This is a genomic window from Serratia sp. JSRIV004 (genome assembly GCF_019968705.1).
Taxonomy (GTDB): domain Bacteria; phylum Pseudomonadota; class Gammaproteobacteria; order Enterobacterales; family Enterobacteriaceae; genus Chania; species Chania fonticola_B.
Genome location: NZ_CP074140.1, coordinates 4,663,870 through 4,681,377, shown reverse-complemented (window position 1 = coordinate 4,681,377; position 17,508 = coordinate 4,663,870). Strand labels below are relative to the sequence as shown.

Below are 17,508 nucleotides of genomic sequence, written 5' to 3'. Positions count from 1 at the left end.
AAAAATCACTCTATGAAGGTGTTGTACCAGGACGAACATCTGATCGCCGTTAACAAACCCTCAGGTTGGCTGGTGCATCGTAGCTGGCTGGATCGTCACGAGACGAGGTTTGTCATGCAAACCGTGCGCGATCAGATTGGCCAGCACGTATTTACCGTACACCGTCTGGATCGTCCTACTTCCGGCATATTGCTGATGGCGTTGTCCAGCGATGTGGCTCGGTTATTATCGCAACAGTTTGAACTGCATCAGGTACAGAAAACCTATCACGCGGTGGTGCGGGGCTATGTTTTAGAGGGCGGCACCGTTGATTATGCGCTGACGGAAGAGTTGGATAAGTTGGCGGATAAACATGCCAACCCGGATAAAGCTCCAAAACCGGCGGTAAGTCATTATCAGCCCTTGGCAACGGTGGAGATGCCGGTGGCGATTGGCCGCTATGACACCTCGCGCTATAGCCTGGTTGAGCTGAAACCAGAGACCGGGCGTAAGCATCAGCTGCGTCGTCATATGGTGCACCTGCGCCATCCGATTATTGGTGATACCGCTCACGGCGATCTGCGGCAAAACCGCGGGATGGCCGAACATTTTGGTTGTTCACGCCTGATGCTGCACGCCAGCCATCTTCAACTTACTCATCCGGTGAGCGGCCAACCGCTGCATATTTCCGCGCCCTGGGAAGCGGATTGGCAAGGTGTCATGTCACAATTTGGCTGGCATAACGTGCTGCCAGAACTTGAGTTTCCGCAGGCTAACGGTCAGGATAGCTAATCATTTTTCAACGGTCATAAGGGAGCAGCAACGATGGCTCAGGTCGGCATTTTCGTTGGAACGGTCTACGGTAACTCTTTGTTAGTGGCGGAAGAGGCAGAAAATATCCTGCAACAACAGGGCCATGAGGTCAAAGTGTTTGAGGAAGGGACGCTGGCAGAGTGGCAGTTTTACCGCCAGCATTATGCGCTGGTCGTGACTTCCACCACCGGGCAAGGGGACTTGCCTGACAGTATTGCACCCCTGTTCCAGGCTATTCGCGACCAGGTGGGCTATCAGCCGGAGCTGCGTTATGGCTTGATTGCACTGGGTGATAGTAGCTATGACAATTTCTGCGGTGCCGGGCGTACCTTTGATGCTTTGCTGCAGGAGCAGGGAGCGACGCGCGTAGGTGAAGTGCTGGAGATCGATGCGATCGAGCAACCTGAACCGGAAGTGGTTTCCTGCCCGTGGGTAGAGCAGTGGGGCGCCTTGTTGAAATAGCCTCTCGATGCCTGGTGGCGAGCGGCCAGGCACGACTTTATTCCTGCTATCCCCTGTGGTAAAGCTAAAGCAAAAAAAAACCTAATCCCTTACGCACTCAAGGCCGCAGCCAGCAAGCGTTAAAGAATTAGGTTTTGCCTGCCGGAGCAGTAATAACTCTATCGATTACCGATTTACCCTATTCACCCCTAACCCTCTCCCACAGGGCGAGGGGACTGAACGTGCCACAACTTACCTCCTGTACCTGTCTGCGACTCCGGGCTCGCTCCCTCTCCCAATCTCTGTGTTTATGAGATCCCTGGACTCTACAGCGGGAGAGGGCAGGGGTGAGGGGCGACCAATCGTCCTAAACTGACAAATACTAGACTGAGGGTGGCGGTTATTTACCGCGCGTCAGCTTTTCCAGATCGGATTCGATCTCGGCAATCTTGTTGGTGACCACGTTTTGCAGATGCTGCAGGTCATCAAGGATCTTGCGTTTCAGATCCACTTCCACCTGATCGCGCTGGCAGAGTTGATCCAGTTCATCGATCACGTAGCGCAGGTTGGGGTTGATCTCATGGATCTCTTTGTAACCCTGGCCGGCATTGTCTGCCACCACGGTTTTGCGCTGGCGTGGATACTTGAACTTCACGCTCTTGGCAAAGAACTCGCCCTTATCTTTGCGGAAGTAAATCTTGAGGATGTCGTTATTGGCCTCCTGACGCAGGCTATAGCGATCGATATCTTCCGGTTGATTGATACCTAAACTTTTCAGGTTGTCATACATAATAGCGCCACCTTTTAATCAACTATATTTGCCTGATTAGCCAATATGCAGTGTAGTGAGCTGCAAATCGAAACACATCAGGAATATTCCACTGCCAGAGAGTATGGCGAAAACGCCCGTCACAGACTGTGACGGCCCGCGTATTGAAGGCAAAAAAATGGCGGGTGCTGCACCCGCCGTTCAAGCTTAGTCGATAGTGCGCAATAACTCATTGATCCCGACTTTGCCACGGGTCTTGGCGTCCACTTTCTTGACGATCACAGCGCAATACAGGCTGTAGGAACCATCTTTGGAAGGCAGGTTGCCGGATACGACCACGGAGCCAGCAGGTACGCGGCCATAGTGCACTTCACCGGTTTCACGATCGTAGATACGGGTGCTTTGGCCCAGATAAACGCCCATTGAGATCACGGAACCTTCTTCCACGATCACGCCTTCAACCACTTCTGAACGCGCACCGATAAAGCAGTTGTCTTCGATGATGGTTGGGTTGGCCTGCAACGGCTCCAGCACGCCACCGATGCCGACGCCGCCGGACAGGTGAACGTTTTTGCCGATCTGCGCACAAGAGCCTACGGTGGCCCAGGTATCTACCATGGTGCCTTCGTCGACGTAGGCACCGATGTTGACGTAAGAAGGCATCAGCACGGTGTTACGAGCGATAAATGCCCCCTGACGCACGGTAGCCGGTGGCACTACGCGGAAGCCTTCCTTCTGGAAGCGAGCTTCATCGTAGTCAGCGAATTTCATCGGCACTTTGTCGTAATAGCGGGTTTCTGCACCGTCCATTACCTTGTTGTCGTTGATACGGAAAGACAGCAGGACGGCTTTTTTCAGCCACTGATGGGTAACCCATTGCCCCTCAATCTTCTCGGCAACGCGCAGGGCGCCGCTGTCCAGCAGGGCGATCACCTGGTTTACCGCTTCACGCGTTACGGTGTCTACGTTGGCCGGGGTAATATCCGCACGGCGTTCGAAGGCGCTTTCAATAACGTTCTGTAATTGCTGCATGCTGTTCTCTGTCCTGATTTTATTTACGAAAGGTTACTTTTATCACATTTTATCGGTTGGATTGAGTGCCTCTGTCAACCGTTGTTCTAATTTTCTGCGTGTTTGCGGATCCAGCGCCCGCCGATCGGCATCGGCCAAAATAAACAAATCCTCGACCCGTTCGCCGATGGTGGAGATACGTGCGCCGTGCAGCGACAGGCCCAGATCGGCAAAAACCTCACCCACGCGTGCCAGCAGGCCGGGCTGATCGAGGGCAATTAGCTCCAGATAGCTGCGGCGATCGGTATGAGTTGGCAGGAAGCTGACCTCTGTCGGTACGCTGAAATGGCGTAGTTTGGACGACGGACGCCGAGCGCGCGGCGGTAGATAATCTCGCTGGGTGATAGCTTGCTCCAGCGCATGGCGGATCGCAGCATGACGATCCTGGGCCAGCGGGCTGCCGTCCGGCTCCAGCACGATAAAGGTGTCCATGGCCATGCCGTCGCGGTTGGTGAAGATCTGGGCGTCATGCACGCTGAGATTGCGCCGATCCAGCTCACCGGCAACGGCGGCGAACAGGTAAGGGCGATCCGGGCTCCAGATAAAGATCTCGGTGCCGCCACGCGTGGCCTGGTGGCTGACCAGCACCAGTGGCTTGGTTGAGTCATGGGCCAGCAGGTGGCGGGCGTGCCAGGCGAGCTGATTCGGCGAGTGACGCAGGAAATAGTCGGCGCGGCAGCGGCTCCAGATATGGTGCAGCGCTTCTTCATCGATATTATCCATACGCAACAATGCCAGCGCCTGTAAACGATGGTGGCGCACCCGCTCGCGCAGATCCGGGCTGTTCTGCATACCACGGCGCAGTTGCTTCTCGGTGGCGAAATACAGCTCGCGCAACAGGCTCTGTTTCCAACTGTTCCACAAGGTCTCGTTGGTGGCACAGATATCGGCGACCGTCAGGCAAACCAGGTAACGTAACCGAGTTTCGCTTTGCACTTCGCTACTGAACTGCTGGATCACGGTCGGGTCCTGAATGTCACGTCGTTGCGCGGTAACCGACATCAGCAGGTGGCAGCGTACCAGCCAGGCAACCAGCTGTGCTTCGCGTGAGTTCAAGCCATGCAATGCAGCAAACTCCAGGGCGTCTTGGGCGCCTAAAATGGAGTGATCGCCCCCGCGCCCTTTGGCGATATCGTGGAACAGCGCCGCTAGCAACAGCAATTCTGGGTGAGGCAGGCGAGGATAAAGCTCCACGCACAGCGGATGGCGTGGGCGAGTTTCCTCATCGGAGAAGCTTTCCAGCTTTTGCAGCACACGCACGGTATGTTCATCGACGGTATAGGCATGGAACAGGTCAAACTGCATCTGGCCGACGATGCTGCCCCATTGCGGCATATAGGCCCACAGCACGCTGTGGCGATGCATTGGCACCAACGCCCGTGAGACCGCGCCTGGGTGTCGCAGAATGGCCATAAACAGCTCTCTGGCCTCGGGAATGTTGCACAGTGGCTGTTTCAGGTGGCGGCGCGCATGGCGCAACTGGCGTACGGTGGTGGAGTAGATGCCTTTTATTTCGCGGTTGCGTACCATCAGGTAGAACATGCGCATGATGGCTTCTGGCTGGCGGATAAACAGCGTTTCGTCGCGCAAATCGATCAGATCGCCACGCAGCTGAAAATCATCGTTCAGCGGGCGGGGTTTCTCCGTAGCGTCCAATGCCAGGATCGCTTCATCGAACAGCTGTAGCAGCATGTGGTTCAGCTCGCCGACGCGGCGCGTCATGCGATAGAAATCCTTCATCATGCGCTCTACCGGTTCATTGCCTTCCCCCTCGTAGCGCAACAGCTGGGCCACGCTGAGCTGGCGATCGAACAGCAGGCGGTTGTCATAACGCGGCAGCGCCAGGTGCAGGGCAAAACGAATACGCCACAGGAAGCTTTGGCATTCGTTCAATTCGTTGCGCTCGGCCTGAGTCAGGAAGCCAAAACCGACCATCTCATCGAGCGAGGTGGCGCCGAAATGGCGGCGGGCCACCCACATCAGCGTATGAATATCACGCAGGCCACCGGGGCTGCTCTTGATATCCGGCTCCAGGTTGTAGCTGGTGCCGTGATAGCGTTGGTGGCGTTGCTGCTGTTCGATCAGCTTGGCGTCAAAGAATTTGGGCGAAGGCCAGAAGCCGTCGCTGAAAATGTGCTTTTGCAATTGCAGGAACAGGGCGACGTCGCCGCAGATCATGCGGGATTCGATCAGGTTGGTGGCAACGGTCAGGTCCGCCAAGCCTTCCAGCAGGCACTCTTCGAGCGTGCGCACGCTGTGGCCGACTTCCAGTTTGAGATCCCACAGCAGGGTAATGAATTCACCGACGCGAGCGGCCTGTTCATCGTTCAGGCGAGTCTGGCTGAGTACCAGCACGTCGATATCAGACAGCGGGTGCAGTTCACCACGGCCATAGCCGCCGACGGCCAGCAGCGCCGTTTCGGGGATAGTGTCAAAGCCGTAAAACAGCCACAGCCGCCGCAATAGCCGATCGATAAACTTGCTGCGCGCCGCCACCAGGCTTTCGGCACTGGCACCAGCATTGAAGGCCGCTGCCAGCCACTGCTGAAACTGCTCAAGCCGCTGTTTGAGGGCCAGGCAATTGATCTCTTCATCGGCATAGGTGCTGGGAGCGTCCGGCTTCTTGGGTACGGCCGGGGTTTCTAGCTCACGATAATTTTCAGACATGTTTCGCCGCCCATAAAAAAAGCCGGCATAGGCCGGCTTGTCACAAGAACCCTGCGGTTCTTACATCTCGTGCGTAATGATGTTGGGGATGGTGTCATCCTTGCGCAACGTCATTATCTCGCAGCCGTTATCAGTCACCACAATAGTATGCTCATACTGTGCCGACAAGCTGCGATCTTTGGTTTTCACCGTCCAGCCGTCTTTCATGGTGCGGATGCGGTAATCACCGGCGTTGACCATAGGCTCAATGGTGAAGGCCATACCGACCTGCAGCACCACGCCGCCGTCATCGGCATCGTAATGCAGTACCTGCGGCTCTTCGTGGAAACCTTCGCCGATGCCGTGGCCGCAATATTCGCGCACGACGGAGAACTTCTCTGCTTCAACAAACTGCTGGATGGCTTTACCCAGAGTGCGCAGGCGGATACCCGGTTTGACCATCTTCAAGGCCAGATACAGGCTTTCCTGGGTGATGCGGCACAGGCGCTCGCCCAGAATGGTGGGTTTACCGACGATGAACATCTTGGAGGTGTCGCCGTGGAAGCCGTCTTTGATTACGGTCACGTCGATATTGACGATATCCCCGTCTTTCAGCACCTTGTCGTCACTTGGGATGCCGTGGCACACCACTTCGTTCACCGAGATACAGACCGATTTTGGGAAGCCGTGGTAGCCCAGGCAGGCCGAGATCGCCTGCTGTTCATTGGTGATATGCTCGTGGCAGATCCTGTCCAGCTCGCCGGTGGTGACGCCGGGTTTAACGTGGGGCTCGATGATTTCCAGCACTTCTGCGGCCAGGCGGCCCGCAACGCGCATCTTTTGAATGTCATCAGGTGTTTTAATTGAAATTGCCATGAAAGTTAGTCCGCAGGTGTCGTTATGGTCGACAAGGTAGAAAGATAAGGCATTGAGTTATGGTATCAGCCCGGCTTGAGGCTGCCAAATTTCATTTGTGAAGGGCCAGGTCAACTGCAACAAAAGTTGGTGTCTGGGGCGGGTTTATGGTATAAAGCGCGCCGGCAGATCCGCATTCGGCCTTGAGTGCCAATGAGGAAATGACCGAAGTAGTTTTAACTGCACTCACATTGTGTAAATAACACACACGTATCGACACATCCGCCGGGGTGCCTTGAGATGGCTCACGTCATTGTCCGGGTCGGCGTTATGGGATACGTGGAGGCATAACCCCAATCAACTCTAATAGAGGTTTTAATCATGGCAACTGTTTCCATGCGCGACATGCTCCAGGCTGGTGTACACTTTGGTCACCAGACCCGTTACTGGAACCCGAAAATGAAGCCTTTCATCTTCGGCGCACGTAACAAGGTTCACATCATCAACCTGGAAAAAACCGTACCAATGGCCAACCTGGCTTTGGCTGAACTGACCAAGATCTCTTCCCGTAAAGGTAAGATCCTGTTCGTTGGTACCAAGCGCGCAGCAAGCGAAGCGGTAAAAGAATATGCTAACGGCTGCGATCAGTTCTTCGTGAACCATCGCTGGTTGGGCGGCATGCTGACTAACTGGAAAACCGTTCGTCAGTCAATCAAACGTTTGAAAGATCTGGAAATCCAGTCCCAAGACGGCACCTTCGACAAGCTGACCAAGAAAGAAGCGCTGATGCGCACTCGTGAACTGGCCAAGCTGGAAAACTCCCTGGGTGGTATCAAGGACATGGGGGGTCTGCCAGACGCTCTGTTTGTTATCGATGCCGATCACGAACACATCGCGATCAAAGAAGCCAACAACCTGGGTATCCCGGTATTCTCTATCGTTGATACCAACTCCGATCCAGACGGCGTTGACTTCATCATCCCTGGTAACGACGACGCAATCCGTGCAATCAAATTGTACCTGACCGCCGTTTCTGCCGCCATCCGTGAAGGTCGTTCTCAAGATCTGGCCGTTCAGGCGGAAGAAAGCTTCGTAGAAGCTGAATAATAAGGTCAAGCCCTTATTAACCAGGTATTGAATATGTTGGTTAGGGGGGCCTTTAAGGGCCCCCTTTGCTTATCTGAATGAGAACTATCTCCGAGCGAGATAACCGAGGAAAAAGAAATGGCTGATATTACCGCTGCCCTGGTAAAAGAACTGCGTGAGCGTACCAGCGCAGGTATGATGGATTGCAAAAAAGCGCTGATCGAATCTAACGGCGACATCGAGCTGGCAATCGAAAACATGCGTAAATCTGGCGCGATCAAAGCGGCGAAAAAAGCAGGCAACGTAGCTGCTGACGGCGTGATCAAAACCAAAATCGAAGGCAACTTCGGCATGATCGTGGAAGTTAACTGCCAGACCGACTTCGTTGCTAAAGACGGCGGTTTCCAGGCTTTCGCTGACAAAGTGTTGGATGCGGCTTTTGCTGGCAAAATCACTGACGTTGACGTGCTGAAAGCGCAGTTCGAAGAAGAGCGCGTTGCGCTGGTGGCAAAAATCGGTGAGAACATCAACATTCGCCGCATTGCTGCCCTGGAAGGCGACGTGTTGGGTAGCTACCTGCACGGTGCTCGCATCGGTGTTCTGGTTGCCGCTACCAAAGGCGCGGATGAAGAGCTGGTTAAGCAGCTGGCAATGCACGTTGCCGCTAGCAAGCCTGAATTCGTCAAGCCTGAAGATGTGTCTGCTGAAGTGGTAGAGAAAGAGTACCAAGTTCAGTTGGACATCGCCATGCAGTCTGGCAAGCCGAAAGAAATCGCAGAGAAGATGGTTGAAGGCCGCATGAAGAAATTCACCGGCGAAGTCTCTCTGACCGGTCAGCCTTTCGTGATCGAACCAAGCAAGAGCGTTGCTCAGGTGCTGAAAGAGCACAACACTGACGTAACCAATTTCATCCGCTTTGAAGTGGGTGAAGGCATCGAGAAAGTTGAAGCTGACTTTGCTGCTGAAGTTGCAGCAATGAGCAAACAGTCTTAATGCTGTTAATGGAGCCGCCGCGAGGCGGCTCCATTTTATCCAGCCAGAGAAACGCCGATGATGGGCCCCGCGTGCCCAGGCTAATCGGTTGAAAACCCCAATACTATTACTACTGCTTCTTAGGACAGAACACCATGGCAACCAATGCAAAACCCGTTTATCAGCGTATCCTGCTCAAACTGAGTGGTGAAGCCCTGCAAGGTGCAGAAGGCTTTGGGATCGACGCTAGCGTTTTGGATCGCATGGCTCAGGAAGTAAAAGAGCTGGTCGAGCTGGGCATCCAGGTCGGTGTAGTTATTGGCGGTGGCAATCTTTTCCGTGGTGCAGGTCTGGCACAAGCTGGCATGAACCGCGTAGTGGGCGACCACATGGGAATGCTGGCTACCGTGATGAACGGCCTGGCTATGCGTGATGCACTGCACCGTGCCTATGTGAACGCCCGCCTGATGTCTGCCATTCCGTTGAATGGCGTATGTGACAACTACAGCTGGGCAGAGGCGATCAGCCTGCTGCGTAACAACCGCGTGGTGATTTTCTCCGCCGGTACGGGTAACCCGTTCTTTACCACGGATTCTGCGGCCTGCCTGCGCGGCATCGAAATTGAAGCCGATGTGGTATTGAAAGCGACTAAAGTGGATGGTGTATACTCCGCTGACCCGGTGAAAAACCCGGACGCAACGCTGTACGAACAGATCACCTACCAGGACGTGTTGGAGCGTGAGTTAAAAGTGATGGATCTGGCGGCGTTTACGCTGGCCCGCGATCATGGCTTGCCGATCCGCGTATTCAACATGAACAAGCCGGGCGCACTGCGTCGCGTGGTGATGGGTGAGAACGAAGGTACTCTGATCACCAAATAACGGCTGTTTGGCCAAATTTCGCAGGAGTGGGTAACGCCAGGCGTTGTGTGCTTCTGATAAGTAAAATTCACGGGCTATACTTTTCAGTACAGCCTGCCAAGTAACCAGCTTCCAAGGGTTCGCAACGTGATTAATGAAATCAGAAAAGATGCTGATTCACGCATGGAAAAAAGCGTCGAAGCATTTAAAAACCAAATCAGCAAGATCCGTACTGGCCGTGCTTCTCCAAGCATCCTGGACGGCATCATGGTGGAATACTACGGTACAGCAACGCCGCTGCGCCAACTGGCCAACGTCACGGTAGAAGATTCCCGTACGCTGGCGATCAACCTGTTTGACCGTTCTCTGGGGTCGGCGGTAGAAAAAGCCATTATGTCTTCCGATCTGGGCCTGAACCCAAGCTCGGCTGGCACCGTGATCCGCGTTCCGCTTCCTCCGTTGACGGAAGAGCGCCGTAAGGATCTGATCAAGGTCGTACGTGGTGAAGCCGAGCAGGGCCGTGTGGCCGTGCGTAACGTGCGCCGCGATGCCAACGATAAAGTGAAGGCACTGCTGAAAGACAAAGAAATCAGCGAAGATGAAGATCGCCGTTCACAAGACGATATCCAGAAAATGACCGATGCCTACATCAAACTGCTTGATGCGGCATTGGCCGATAAAGAAAAAGAACTGATGGATTTCTAATCTCCATCGCCTTGAAATAAAGCGTCGCCTTGGCGGCGCTTTATTTTTTGTGGTGCAGATCTCGTTTTATCGTACGCACAGAGCGTAAACCAGCCGTGATGCAAGTTACACTGTGGTGTACCTCCGATCTCATCACGCAGTAGATTCAGAGCGATCTCATGAAGCAACTGACAATTCTGGGTTCCACCGGTTCCGTGGGCACCAGCACCCTGGCCGTGGTCAGGGAAAATCCCGACCTTTTCGCGATCAAGGCACTGGTAGCTGGCCGTAATGTAGCGGTCATGGCGCAGCAGTGCATAGAGTTCCGCCCGAGTTATGCGGCAATGGCCGATGAGCAGGCCGCCAATGAGTTACGCGCCGTGCTGGCAGAAAACGGTGTGAAAACCGACGTGTTGGCGGGTGAAAAGGCAGCCTGCGAGCTGGCCGCATTAGACGACGTCGATCAGGTGACGGCCGCTATCGTCGGGGCCGCTGGGCTGTTGCCCACCCTGGCCGCTATTCGTGCCGGTAAGCAGGTGCTGCTGGCGAACAAAGAGTCTCTGGTCACCTGTGGCCGCCTGTTTATGGACGCGGTGCAAAAGAGCCAGGCACAGTTGCTGCCACTGGACAGCGAGCACAACGCCATCTTCCAGAGCCTGCCAGAAAGCATCCAACGCCAACTGGGGTATAGCTCGCTGGAAGCCCACGGCGTTTCGCGCATCGTGCTGACCGGTTCCGGTGGCCCGTTCCGTACTACGCCGATGGAACAGTTCGCCACTATGACGCCGGATCAGGCCTGTGCGCATCCCAACTGGTCTATGGGGCGCAAAATCTCGGTAGATTCCGCCACCATGATGAACAAGGGGCTGGAGTATATCGAGGCTCGCTGGCTGTTCAACGCCTCGGCAGAGCAGATGGAAGTGATCCTCCATCCGCAGTCGGTGATCCACTCCATGGTGCGCTATGCCGATGGTAGCGTGCTGGCCCAACTGGGTACGCCGGATATGCGCACGCCTATTGCCCATGCCATGGCTTACCCGCAGAGGGTCCACTCCGGGGTGGCTGCACTCGATTTCTGCCGTATCGGGGCGCTGACCTTCTCCGAGCCGGAGCGTGAGCGCTATCCTTGCCTGTATTTGGCGATCGAAGCCTTCGATGCGGGCCAGGCGGCGACCACCGCGCTCAACGCGGCCAATGAAATTGCCGTAGCGGCATTTTTGCAGCAACAAATTCGTTTCACTGATATTTCAGCCGTGAACCAAAAGGTTGTTGAATGTATGGCGCTGGCGGAGCCAACCAGTATTGAGATGGTGTTGGAGATCGATCGTCAGGCGCGTGAGGTGGCTCGAGGTCTGGTTCGTAACCTGCGGGTTTAATCACTTGGGCGGGGTGTACCGAGGGCAAATTCGGCTCTGCTACATTGTCTGAATTTGCTGGTAAACTCGCCAGGCCGCCGTGTGGCCGTTTGTTCAGGCTTCACGGAGGTGTTATAGTCTGCGCCATAATCACCGGTTATACCGTTGAATAATGGCCGGATTGGCAGCTCTTTTTACCTGACAAACGCGGCCAATAGGGCAGTGCCAAGCCAGAAGACGGGGAAAACTTACGCCAATCTTTGCCGGGAGCCCCTTGGGGCACCAGGCAGGCAGACTGAAAAGCTGTGTCAGGCACACGGCTTTTTTTGCGCGTAAGGTCCGATATTCCGGCAAGGCTGTGGTGTTTCTACCGAGGAAATAAGTACGAGTTATGTCGTCCGCAAACCAACAAGAAGCTAATCTTTCTGCTCATGGGCCACGTCATGTCGCGATCATTATGGACGGCAATGGGCGTTGGGCTAAACGCCAGGGCAAGTTACGTGTCTTCGGTCATAAAGCAGGGGTGAAATCGGTACGCCGCGCGGTCAGTTTTGCCGCCAGTCACCATTTAGATGCACTCACGCTTTATGCCTTCAGCAGCGAAAACTGGAACCGTCCGGCGCAGGAAGTCTCCGCGCTGATGGAGCTTTTTGTCCGCGCACTGGACAGCGAAGTAAAAAGCCTGCATAAACATAATGTCAGGTTGCGTGTGATCGGCGATGTCAGCCGGTTCAGCGCACGTTTGCAAGAGCGTATCCGCCGCTCGGAGCAACTGACAGAAAATAACGATGGCCTGACGCTTAACGTTGCCGCCAATTACGGTGGCCGTTGGGATATTATTCAGGGAGTGAAGGATCTGGCTGAGCAAGTGCAGCAGGGTACGCTGTGCGTGGACCAGATCAGCGAGGAGTTACTGGGTGAGCGCGTCTGCATGAGCGATTTGTCTCCGGTGGATCTGGTGATCCGTACCGGTGGCGAACATCGCATCAGTAACTTTTTGTTGTGGCAAATTGCGTACGCCGAGCTTTACTTTACTGATGTACTCTGGCCAGATTTTGATGAACTTGTCTTTGAAGGTGCGCTGAATGCATTTGCACAACGCGAGCGTCGCTTCGGAGGAACAACACCTATCGACGCCAATGCGTCCTAGGGGGAACTTTTGCTGAAGTCTCGCATCATAACGGCTCTGATTTTAATTCCGATTGTTATCGCAGCGCTGTTCTTACTGCCGCCGATGGGCTTTGCCCTGGTAACACTCGCTGTGTGCATGTTAGCCGCCTGGGAATGGGGGCAGTTGGCTGGCTTTGCTGCCCGCCCCCAACGTATCTGGCTGGCGATATTGTGCGGTTTCCTATTGGCGCTGATGATGCTCAGCGTGCCTGCCTACCATCAGTCTGTTCACCAATTGCAGATCGCTGGCCCGTTATGGTTGTCGCTGGGATGGTGGCTGGTGGCTCTGCTGCTGGTGCTGTTCTATCCAGGCTCGGCGGCGCTGTGGCGTAATTCGCGCACCTTGCGGCTGGTCTTTGGCCTGTTGACCATCGTGCCGTTTTTCTGGGGCATGCTGGCACTGCGTCAGTTCGGCTATGAAGAGAATCATTTTACCGGTGCCTGGTGGTTGCTGTACGTTATGCTGCTGGTCTGGGGCGCAGATTCCGGCGCCTACATGTTCGGCAAGCTGTTTGGCAAACACAAGCTGGCACCGAAGGTCTCCCCAGGCAAAACCTGGGAAGGGCTGGTCGGTGGGCTGGTCACGTCTGCCGTGATTTCGTGGCTGTTTGGCCGCTATGCGCCGCTGAACGTGGTGCCTATGACCCTATTGGTCTGTTCGGTAATTGCGGCCCTGGCTTCGGTATTGGGCGATCTGACGGAAAGCATGTTCAAACGTGAAGCCGGTATCAAGGACAGTGGTCATCTGATCCCGGGGCACGGCGGCATTCTGGATCGTATCGATAGCCTGACCGCAGCGGTACCGGTATTTGCCTGCTTGATGCTGTTAGTGTTTTAATCCGTCATCGGCGGGGGGAGTAAAGGGATTCTATGGTCAGCGTACTCTGGAACTTGGTCGCGTTTATTATCGCTCTGGGTATATTGATCACCGTGCATGAGTTCGGGCACTTTTGGGTGGCCCGCCGCTGTGGCGTCCGCGTGGAGCGCTTCTCTATCGGCTTTGGCCGTGCGCTATGGCGCCGCACCGATCGCCAGGGCACCGAATATGTCGTCGCCATGATCCCCCTTGGCGGCTATGTCAAAATGCTCGATGAGCGCGTCGAAACGGTAGCTCCCGAGCTGCGTCATGAGGCGTTCAATAATAAAACCGTCTGGCAGCGCGCGGCGATTGTCAGCGCGGGCCCCATTGCCAATTTCCTGTTTGCCATTCTTGCCTATTGGGTCGTCTTTATCATCGGCGTGCCGAGTTACCGCCCGGTCATCGGTGAAATTACTCCGCAATCCATTGCCGCTCATGCCGAAATTTCTCCGGGAATGGAACTTAAGTCCGTTGACGGTATCGAAACGCCTGATTGGGAATCTGTTCGTCTGGCGTTGGTGACCAAAATCGGTGATGCGCAAACCGAGGTAGAAATTGCTCCGTTTGGTACCTCACAAAAGGTGAGCAAGACCCTGGATTTGCGCCACTGGAGCTTTGAGCCGGACAAAGAAGATCCCGTGCGTTCTCTAGGCATGATCCCGCGTGGCCCGCAGATTGAATCCGTGCTGGCGGAAGTCCAGACCGGGTCGGCTGCGCAAAAGGCAGGTTTACAAGCGGGGGACAGGATCGTTAAAGTCGATGGTCAGCCACTTGGTCGTTGGGTTACGTTGGTTAAACGTATCCACAATGCTCCAGGGCTTCCGCTGGTTTTAGAGATAGAAAGAAACGGCGCCCCCTTGTCTTTAACGCTGATACCAGATACAAAGCCGGTGGGAAAAGACAAAGCGGTGGGGTTTGCCGGGATTATACCTAAAGTTATCCCTCTGCCGGATGAGTACAAGACCATCCGTCAATATGGGCCGTTCTCTGCGCTGTATCAGGCGGGGGACAAAACCTGGCAGCTGATGCACCTTACGGTCAGCATGATAGGTAAATTAATTACCGGTGATGTAAAGCTGAACAACCTGAGTGGCCCGATTTCCATTGCACAGGGAGCAGGGGCATCAGCAGAGGTGGGTTTTGTGTATTATATGATGTTCCTGGCGTTGATTAGCGTCAACTTAGGGATCATCAACCTCTTCCCATTACCGGTATTAGATGGTGGGCATCTCCTCTTCCTGGCGATAGAAAAGCTGAAGGGGGGGCCAGTTTCTGAGCGAGTACAGGACTACAGCTACCGCATTGGTTCGATCTTGTTGGTACTGCTGATGGGTCTTGCACTTTTCAATGATTTTTCTCGTCTTTAGGGGCGGGGACAGGTTAGGAAGAACGCATAACAACGATGGCGATGAAAAAGTTGCTCATAGCGTCGCTGCTGTTTGGCAGCGCCACCGTATACGGTGCAGACGGGTTCGTAGTGAAGGATATTCATTTCGAAGGCCTGCAACGAGTCGCCGTCGGTGCGGCGTTACTCAACATGCCGGTTCGCGTAGGCGATACCGTCTCTGATGATGATATCGGTAATACCATCCGTGCGTTGTTTGCCACTGGCAACTTCGAGGACGTTCGCGTCCTGCGCGATGGTGATACGCTGATTGTTCAGGTTAAGGAACGCCCTACCATTGCCAGCATCACTTTCTCCGGTAACAAATCGGTGAAAGATGACATGCTCAAGCAAAACCTGGAGGCCTCTGGCGTCCGGGTTGGTGAAGCACTCGACCGCACCACCTTATCCAGCATTGAAAAAGGGTTGGAAGACTTCTACTACAGCGTCGGTAAATACAGTGCCTCGGTGAAAGCCGTTGTCACGCCGTTGCCGCGCAACCGTGTTGACCTGAAACTGGTGTTCACGGAAGGGGTTTCCGCCAAGATTCAACAAATCAACATTGTCGGCAACCATGCCTTCACCAACGATGAGCTGATCGCGCACTTCCAGTTGCGTGATGATGTGCCGTGGTGGAACGTAGTGGCCGATCGCAAATACCAGAAGCAAAAGCTGGCGGGGGACCTTGAAAGCCTGCGCAGCTTCTATCTGGATCGCGGCTATGCCCGTTTCAATATCGATTCGACGCAGGTCAGCCTGACGCCAGATAAAAAAGGCATCTATATCACCGTTAACATCACCGAAGGCGATCAGTACAAGCTTTCCGGCGTGGTGGTCAATGGCAACCTGGCCGGTCATTCGGCCGAGGTGGCCCAGTTGACCAAGATTGAGCCAGGTGAGCTGTTTAACGGCACCAAAGTGACCAAAATGGAAGATAACATCAAGAAGATGTTTGGCCGTTATGGTTACGCCTATCCTCGCGTACAGACTCAGCCTGAAATCAACGATGCGGATAAGACCGTGAAGCTGAACGTCAACATCGACGCGGGTAACCGTTTCTATGTGCGTCGCATCAAGTTCGAAGGCAACGACACCAGTAAAGATTCCGTTCTGCGCCGCGAAATGCGCCAGATGGAAGGGGCGTGGCTGGGTAACGATCAGGTCGAGCAGGGTAAAGAGCGTCTGAACCGACTGGGTTACTTCGAGACGGTCGACGTTGAAACCCAGCGTGTACCGGGTTCCCCCGATCAGGTTGATATCACCTATAAGGTGAAAGAACGTAACACCGGGACGCTGAACTTTGGTGTGGGTTACGGTACCGAAAGTGGCGTCAGCTTCCAGGCAGGTGTACAGCAGGATAACTGGCTGGGCACGGGCTACTCTGTTGGCATCAGCGGTACCAAGAACGACTATCAGACCTATACCGAGCTGTCGGTGACCAACCCGTACTTCACCGTTGACGGTGTGAGTCTGGGCGGCCGTATCTTCTATAACGACTTTAAAGCGAATAATGCCGATCTGTCTGACTATACCAACAGCAGTTATGGTGTTGACGGCACGCTGGGCTTCCCAATCAACGAGAACAACTCGCTGCGAGCTGGCCTGGGTTACGTCCATAACTCCCTGTCAGAAATGCAGCCGCAGATTGCCATGTGGCGCTATCTGAACTCGATGGGCGATTATCCTGACTTTAAGGATCGCGCCAGCTTTACAGCCGATGACTTCACGCTGAACCTGGGCTGGACCTATAATAATCTGGACCGTGGCTATTTCCCTACCCAGGGTAACCGCACTACGTTCAACACCAAGGTGACCGTGCCGGGTTCCGACAACTCATACTACAAGATGACGTTGGACACCGCGCAGTATATGCCGCTTAACGATGACAAGACCTGGGTGTTGCTGGGTCGTGGCCGTGTGGGCTATGCCGATGGATTGGGCGGTAAAGAAATGCCGTTCTATGAAAACTTCTATGCGGGTGGTTCAAGTACCGTACGTGGCTTCCAGTCCAACACCATTGGTCCAAAAGCCGTGTACTACAACTCCAACTCGTATCAGTGTCAGTTTAAAGTCGGTAGCACAACGGATCGTCAGGATATCTGTAATTCGAACGATGCGGTGGGCGGGAACGCCATGGCCGTGGCAAGTATGGAGTTGATCACGCCTACGCCGTTCCTTAGCGAGAAATACGCCAACTCGGTACGTACTTCACTGTTTATCGATGCCGGTACCGTGTGGGATACCCACTGGGAAAACACCGATCAGACGCTGATGTACGGGGTGCCAGACTACAGCAAAGCGAGCAACATTCGCGTGTCTGCCGGTCTTGCGCTGCAGTGGATGTCTCCACTGGGGCCGTTGGTCTTCTCCTATGCGGATCCGATCAAGAAATACGACGGCGACAGGTCGGAGCAGTTCCAGTTTAACATCGGTAAAACCTGGTAATAACCGGTTTCACCCGTGGGCATAGCGGTACAAGAATCGCAAATGCCAGGCTTAAACCCGCTCATAGCGAGAGAAATCTCATTGTGTAATGTGATAAGTCTGGCAGATTGTGTACTTTC

Annotated in this window: 15 protein-coding genes; 11 read left to right on the top strand and 4 right to left on the bottom strand. The window is 54.5% G+C overall.

Going from position 1 to position 17,508, the window contains the following annotated elements:
* Window positions 1-12 precede the first annotated feature (12 nt).
* The gene (gene truC, locus KGP21_RS22345; RefSeq protein WP_115159684.1) at window positions 13-771 is read left to right on the top strand and encodes a tRNA pseudouridine(65) synthase TruC; all 759 of its coding nucleotides are present in this window, start codon (window positions 13-15) and stop codon (window positions 769-771) included.
* 33 nt (window positions 772-804) lie between these two features.
* Window positions 805-1,254: a flavodoxin gene (locus KGP21_RS22340; protein ID WP_021806110.1), complete on the top strand. Its 450-nt coding sequence runs from the start codon at window positions 805-807 to the stop codon at window positions 1,252-1,254.
* Window positions 1,255-1,633: 379 nt separating this feature from the next.
* On the opposite strand, the gene KGP21_RS22335 is transcribed toward KGP21_RS22340, so the two are convergent.
* The 4 genes from KGP21_RS22335 to map all read right to left on the bottom strand — a co-directional run bounded on the left by KGP21_RS22335 (window position 1,634) and on the right by map (window position 6,595).
* On the bottom strand, window positions 1,634-2,023 hold the full coding sequence (locus tag KGP21_RS22335; RefSeq protein ID WP_021179904.1) for a DUF3461 family protein: 390 nt from the start codon (window positions 2,021-2,023) through the stop codon (window positions 1,634-1,636).
* Between the two features lie 186 nt (window positions 2,024-2,209).
* Window positions 2,210-3,034, bottom strand: coding sequence for a 2,3,4,5-tetrahydropyridine-2,6-dicarboxylate N-succinyltransferase (dapD, locus tag KGP21_RS22330; RefSeq protein WP_021179905.1), 825 nt, complete (start codon window positions 3,032-3,034; stop codon window positions 2,210-2,212).
* A gap of 42 nt (window positions 3,035-3,076) precedes the next feature.
* Complete coding sequence (gene glnD / locus KGP21_RS22325) at window positions 3,077-5,740, bottom strand: bifunctional uridylyltransferase/uridylyl-removing protein GlnD (RefSeq protein WP_179253216.1); 2,664 nt, start codon at window positions 5,738-5,740, stop codon at window positions 3,077-3,079.
* 60 nt (window positions 5,741-5,800) lie between these two features.
* A complete protein-coding gene (gene map / locus KGP21_RS22320; RefSeq protein WP_223500266.1) occupies window positions 5,801-6,595 on the bottom strand; it encodes a type I methionyl aminopeptidase in 795 nt (264 codons plus the stop codon).
* A 360-nt stretch (window positions 6,596-6,955) separates the two neighbouring features.
* Here map and rpsB point away from each other — a divergent pair, with 360 nt between their 5' ends.
* The 9 genes from rpsB to bamA all read left to right on the top strand — a co-directional run bounded on the left by rpsB (window position 6,956) and on the right by bamA (window position 17,389).
* Window positions 6,956-7,681: a 30S ribosomal protein S2 gene (gene rpsB / locus KGP21_RS22315; protein WP_021179908.1), complete on the top strand. Its 726-nt coding sequence runs from the start codon at window positions 6,956-6,958 to the stop codon at window positions 7,679-7,681.
* A 117-nt stretch (window positions 7,682-7,798) separates the two neighbouring features.
* Entirely contained in the window at window positions 7,799-8,653 is an 855-nt protein-coding gene (gene tsf, locus KGP21_RS22310; RefSeq protein WP_021179909.1) for a translation elongation factor Ts, read from the top strand.
* A gap of 134 nt (window positions 8,654-8,787) precedes the next feature.
* Window positions 8,788-9,513, top strand: a complete 726-nt coding sequence (gene pyrH / locus KGP21_RS22305) for a UMP kinase (RefSeq protein ID WP_021179910.1) — start codon at window positions 8,788-8,790, stop codon at window positions 9,511-9,513.
* A gap of 126 nt (window positions 9,514-9,639) precedes the next feature.
* A complete protein-coding gene (frr, locus tag KGP21_RS22300) occupies window positions 9,640-10,197 on the top strand; it encodes a ribosome recycling factor (protein WP_021179911.1) in 558 nt (185 codons plus the stop codon).
* A 158-nt stretch (window positions 10,198-10,355) separates the two neighbouring features.
* Entirely contained in the window at window positions 10,356-11,552 is a 1,197-nt protein-coding gene (ispC, locus tag KGP21_RS22295) for a 1-deoxy-D-xylulose-5-phosphate reductoisomerase (RefSeq protein ID WP_059201637.1), read from the top strand.
* A 370-nt stretch (window positions 11,553-11,922) separates the two neighbouring features.
* Window positions 11,923-12,681 carry a (2E,6E)-farnesyl-diphosphate-specific ditrans,polycis-undecaprenyl-diphosphate synthase gene (ispU, locus tag KGP21_RS22290; RefSeq protein ID WP_021179913.1) on the top strand — a complete coding sequence of 253 codons (759 nt, stop codon included), beginning with the start codon at window positions 11,923-11,925 and terminating at the stop codon, window positions 12,679-12,681.
* A gap of 9 nt (window positions 12,682-12,690) precedes the next feature.
* The gene (gene cdsA / locus KGP21_RS22285; protein WP_021179914.1) at window positions 12,691-13,539 is read left to right on the top strand and encodes a phosphatidate cytidylyltransferase; all 849 of its coding nucleotides are present in this window, start codon (window positions 12,691-12,693) and stop codon (window positions 13,537-13,539) included.
* Between the two features lie 32 nt (window positions 13,540-13,571).
* Entirely contained in the window at window positions 13,572-14,927 is a 1,356-nt protein-coding gene (rseP, locus tag KGP21_RS22280; protein ID WP_021179915.1) for a sigma E protease regulator RseP, read from the top strand.
* A gap of 35 nt (window positions 14,928-14,962) precedes the next feature.
* Window positions 14,963-17,389 carry an outer membrane protein assembly factor BamA gene (gene bamA / locus KGP21_RS22275; protein WP_021179916.1) on the top strand — a complete coding sequence of 809 codons (2,427 nt, stop codon included), beginning with the start codon at window positions 14,963-14,965 and terminating at the stop codon, window positions 17,387-17,389.
* Window positions 17,390-17,508: the final 119 nt, after the last annotated feature.

Coding starts and splice junctions, on each gene's coding strand:
- truC (WP_115159684.1), top strand. CDS start 13: ATGAAGGTGTTGTACCAGGACGAACATCTGATCGCCGTTAACAAACCC.
- KGP21_RS22340 (WP_021806110.1), top strand. CDS start 805: ATGGCTCAGGTCGGCATTTTCGTTGGAACGGTCTACGGTAACTCTTTG.
- KGP21_RS22335 (WP_021179904.1), bottom strand. CDS start 2,023: ATGTATGACAACCTGAAAAGTTTAGGTATCAATCAACCGGAAGATATC.
- dapD (WP_021179905.1), bottom strand. CDS start 3,034: ATGCAGCAATTACAGAACGTTATTGAAAGCGCCTTCGAACGCCGTGCG.
- glnD (WP_179253216.1), bottom strand. CDS start 5,740: ATGTCTGAAAATTATCGTGAGCTAGAAACCCCGGCCGTACCCAAGAAG.
- map (WP_223500266.1), bottom strand. CDS start 6,595: ATGGCAATTTCAATTAAAACACCTGATGACATTCAAAAGATGCGCGTT.
- rpsB (WP_021179908.1), top strand. CDS start 6,956: ATGGCAACTGTTTCCATGCGCGACATGCTCCAGGCTGGTGTACACTTT.
- tsf (WP_021179909.1), top strand. CDS start 7,799: ATGGCTGATATTACCGCTGCCCTGGTAAAAGAACTGCGTGAGCGTACC.
- pyrH (WP_021179910.1), top strand. CDS start 8,788: ATGGCAACCAATGCAAAACCCGTTTATCAGCGTATCCTGCTCAAACTG.
- ispC (WP_059201637.1), top strand. CDS start 10,356: ATGAAGCAACTGACAATTCTGGGTTCCACCGGTTCCGTGGGCACCAGC.
- ispU (WP_021179913.1), top strand. CDS start 11,923: ATGTCGTCCGCAAACCAACAAGAAGCTAATCTTTCTGCTCATGGGCCA.
- rseP (WP_021179915.1), top strand. CDS start 13,572: ATGGTCAGCGTACTCTGGAACTTGGTCGCGTTTATTATCGCTCTGGGT.
- bamA (WP_021179916.1), top strand. CDS start 14,963: ATGGCGATGAAAAAGTTGCTCATAGCGTCGCTGCTGTTTGGCAGCGCC.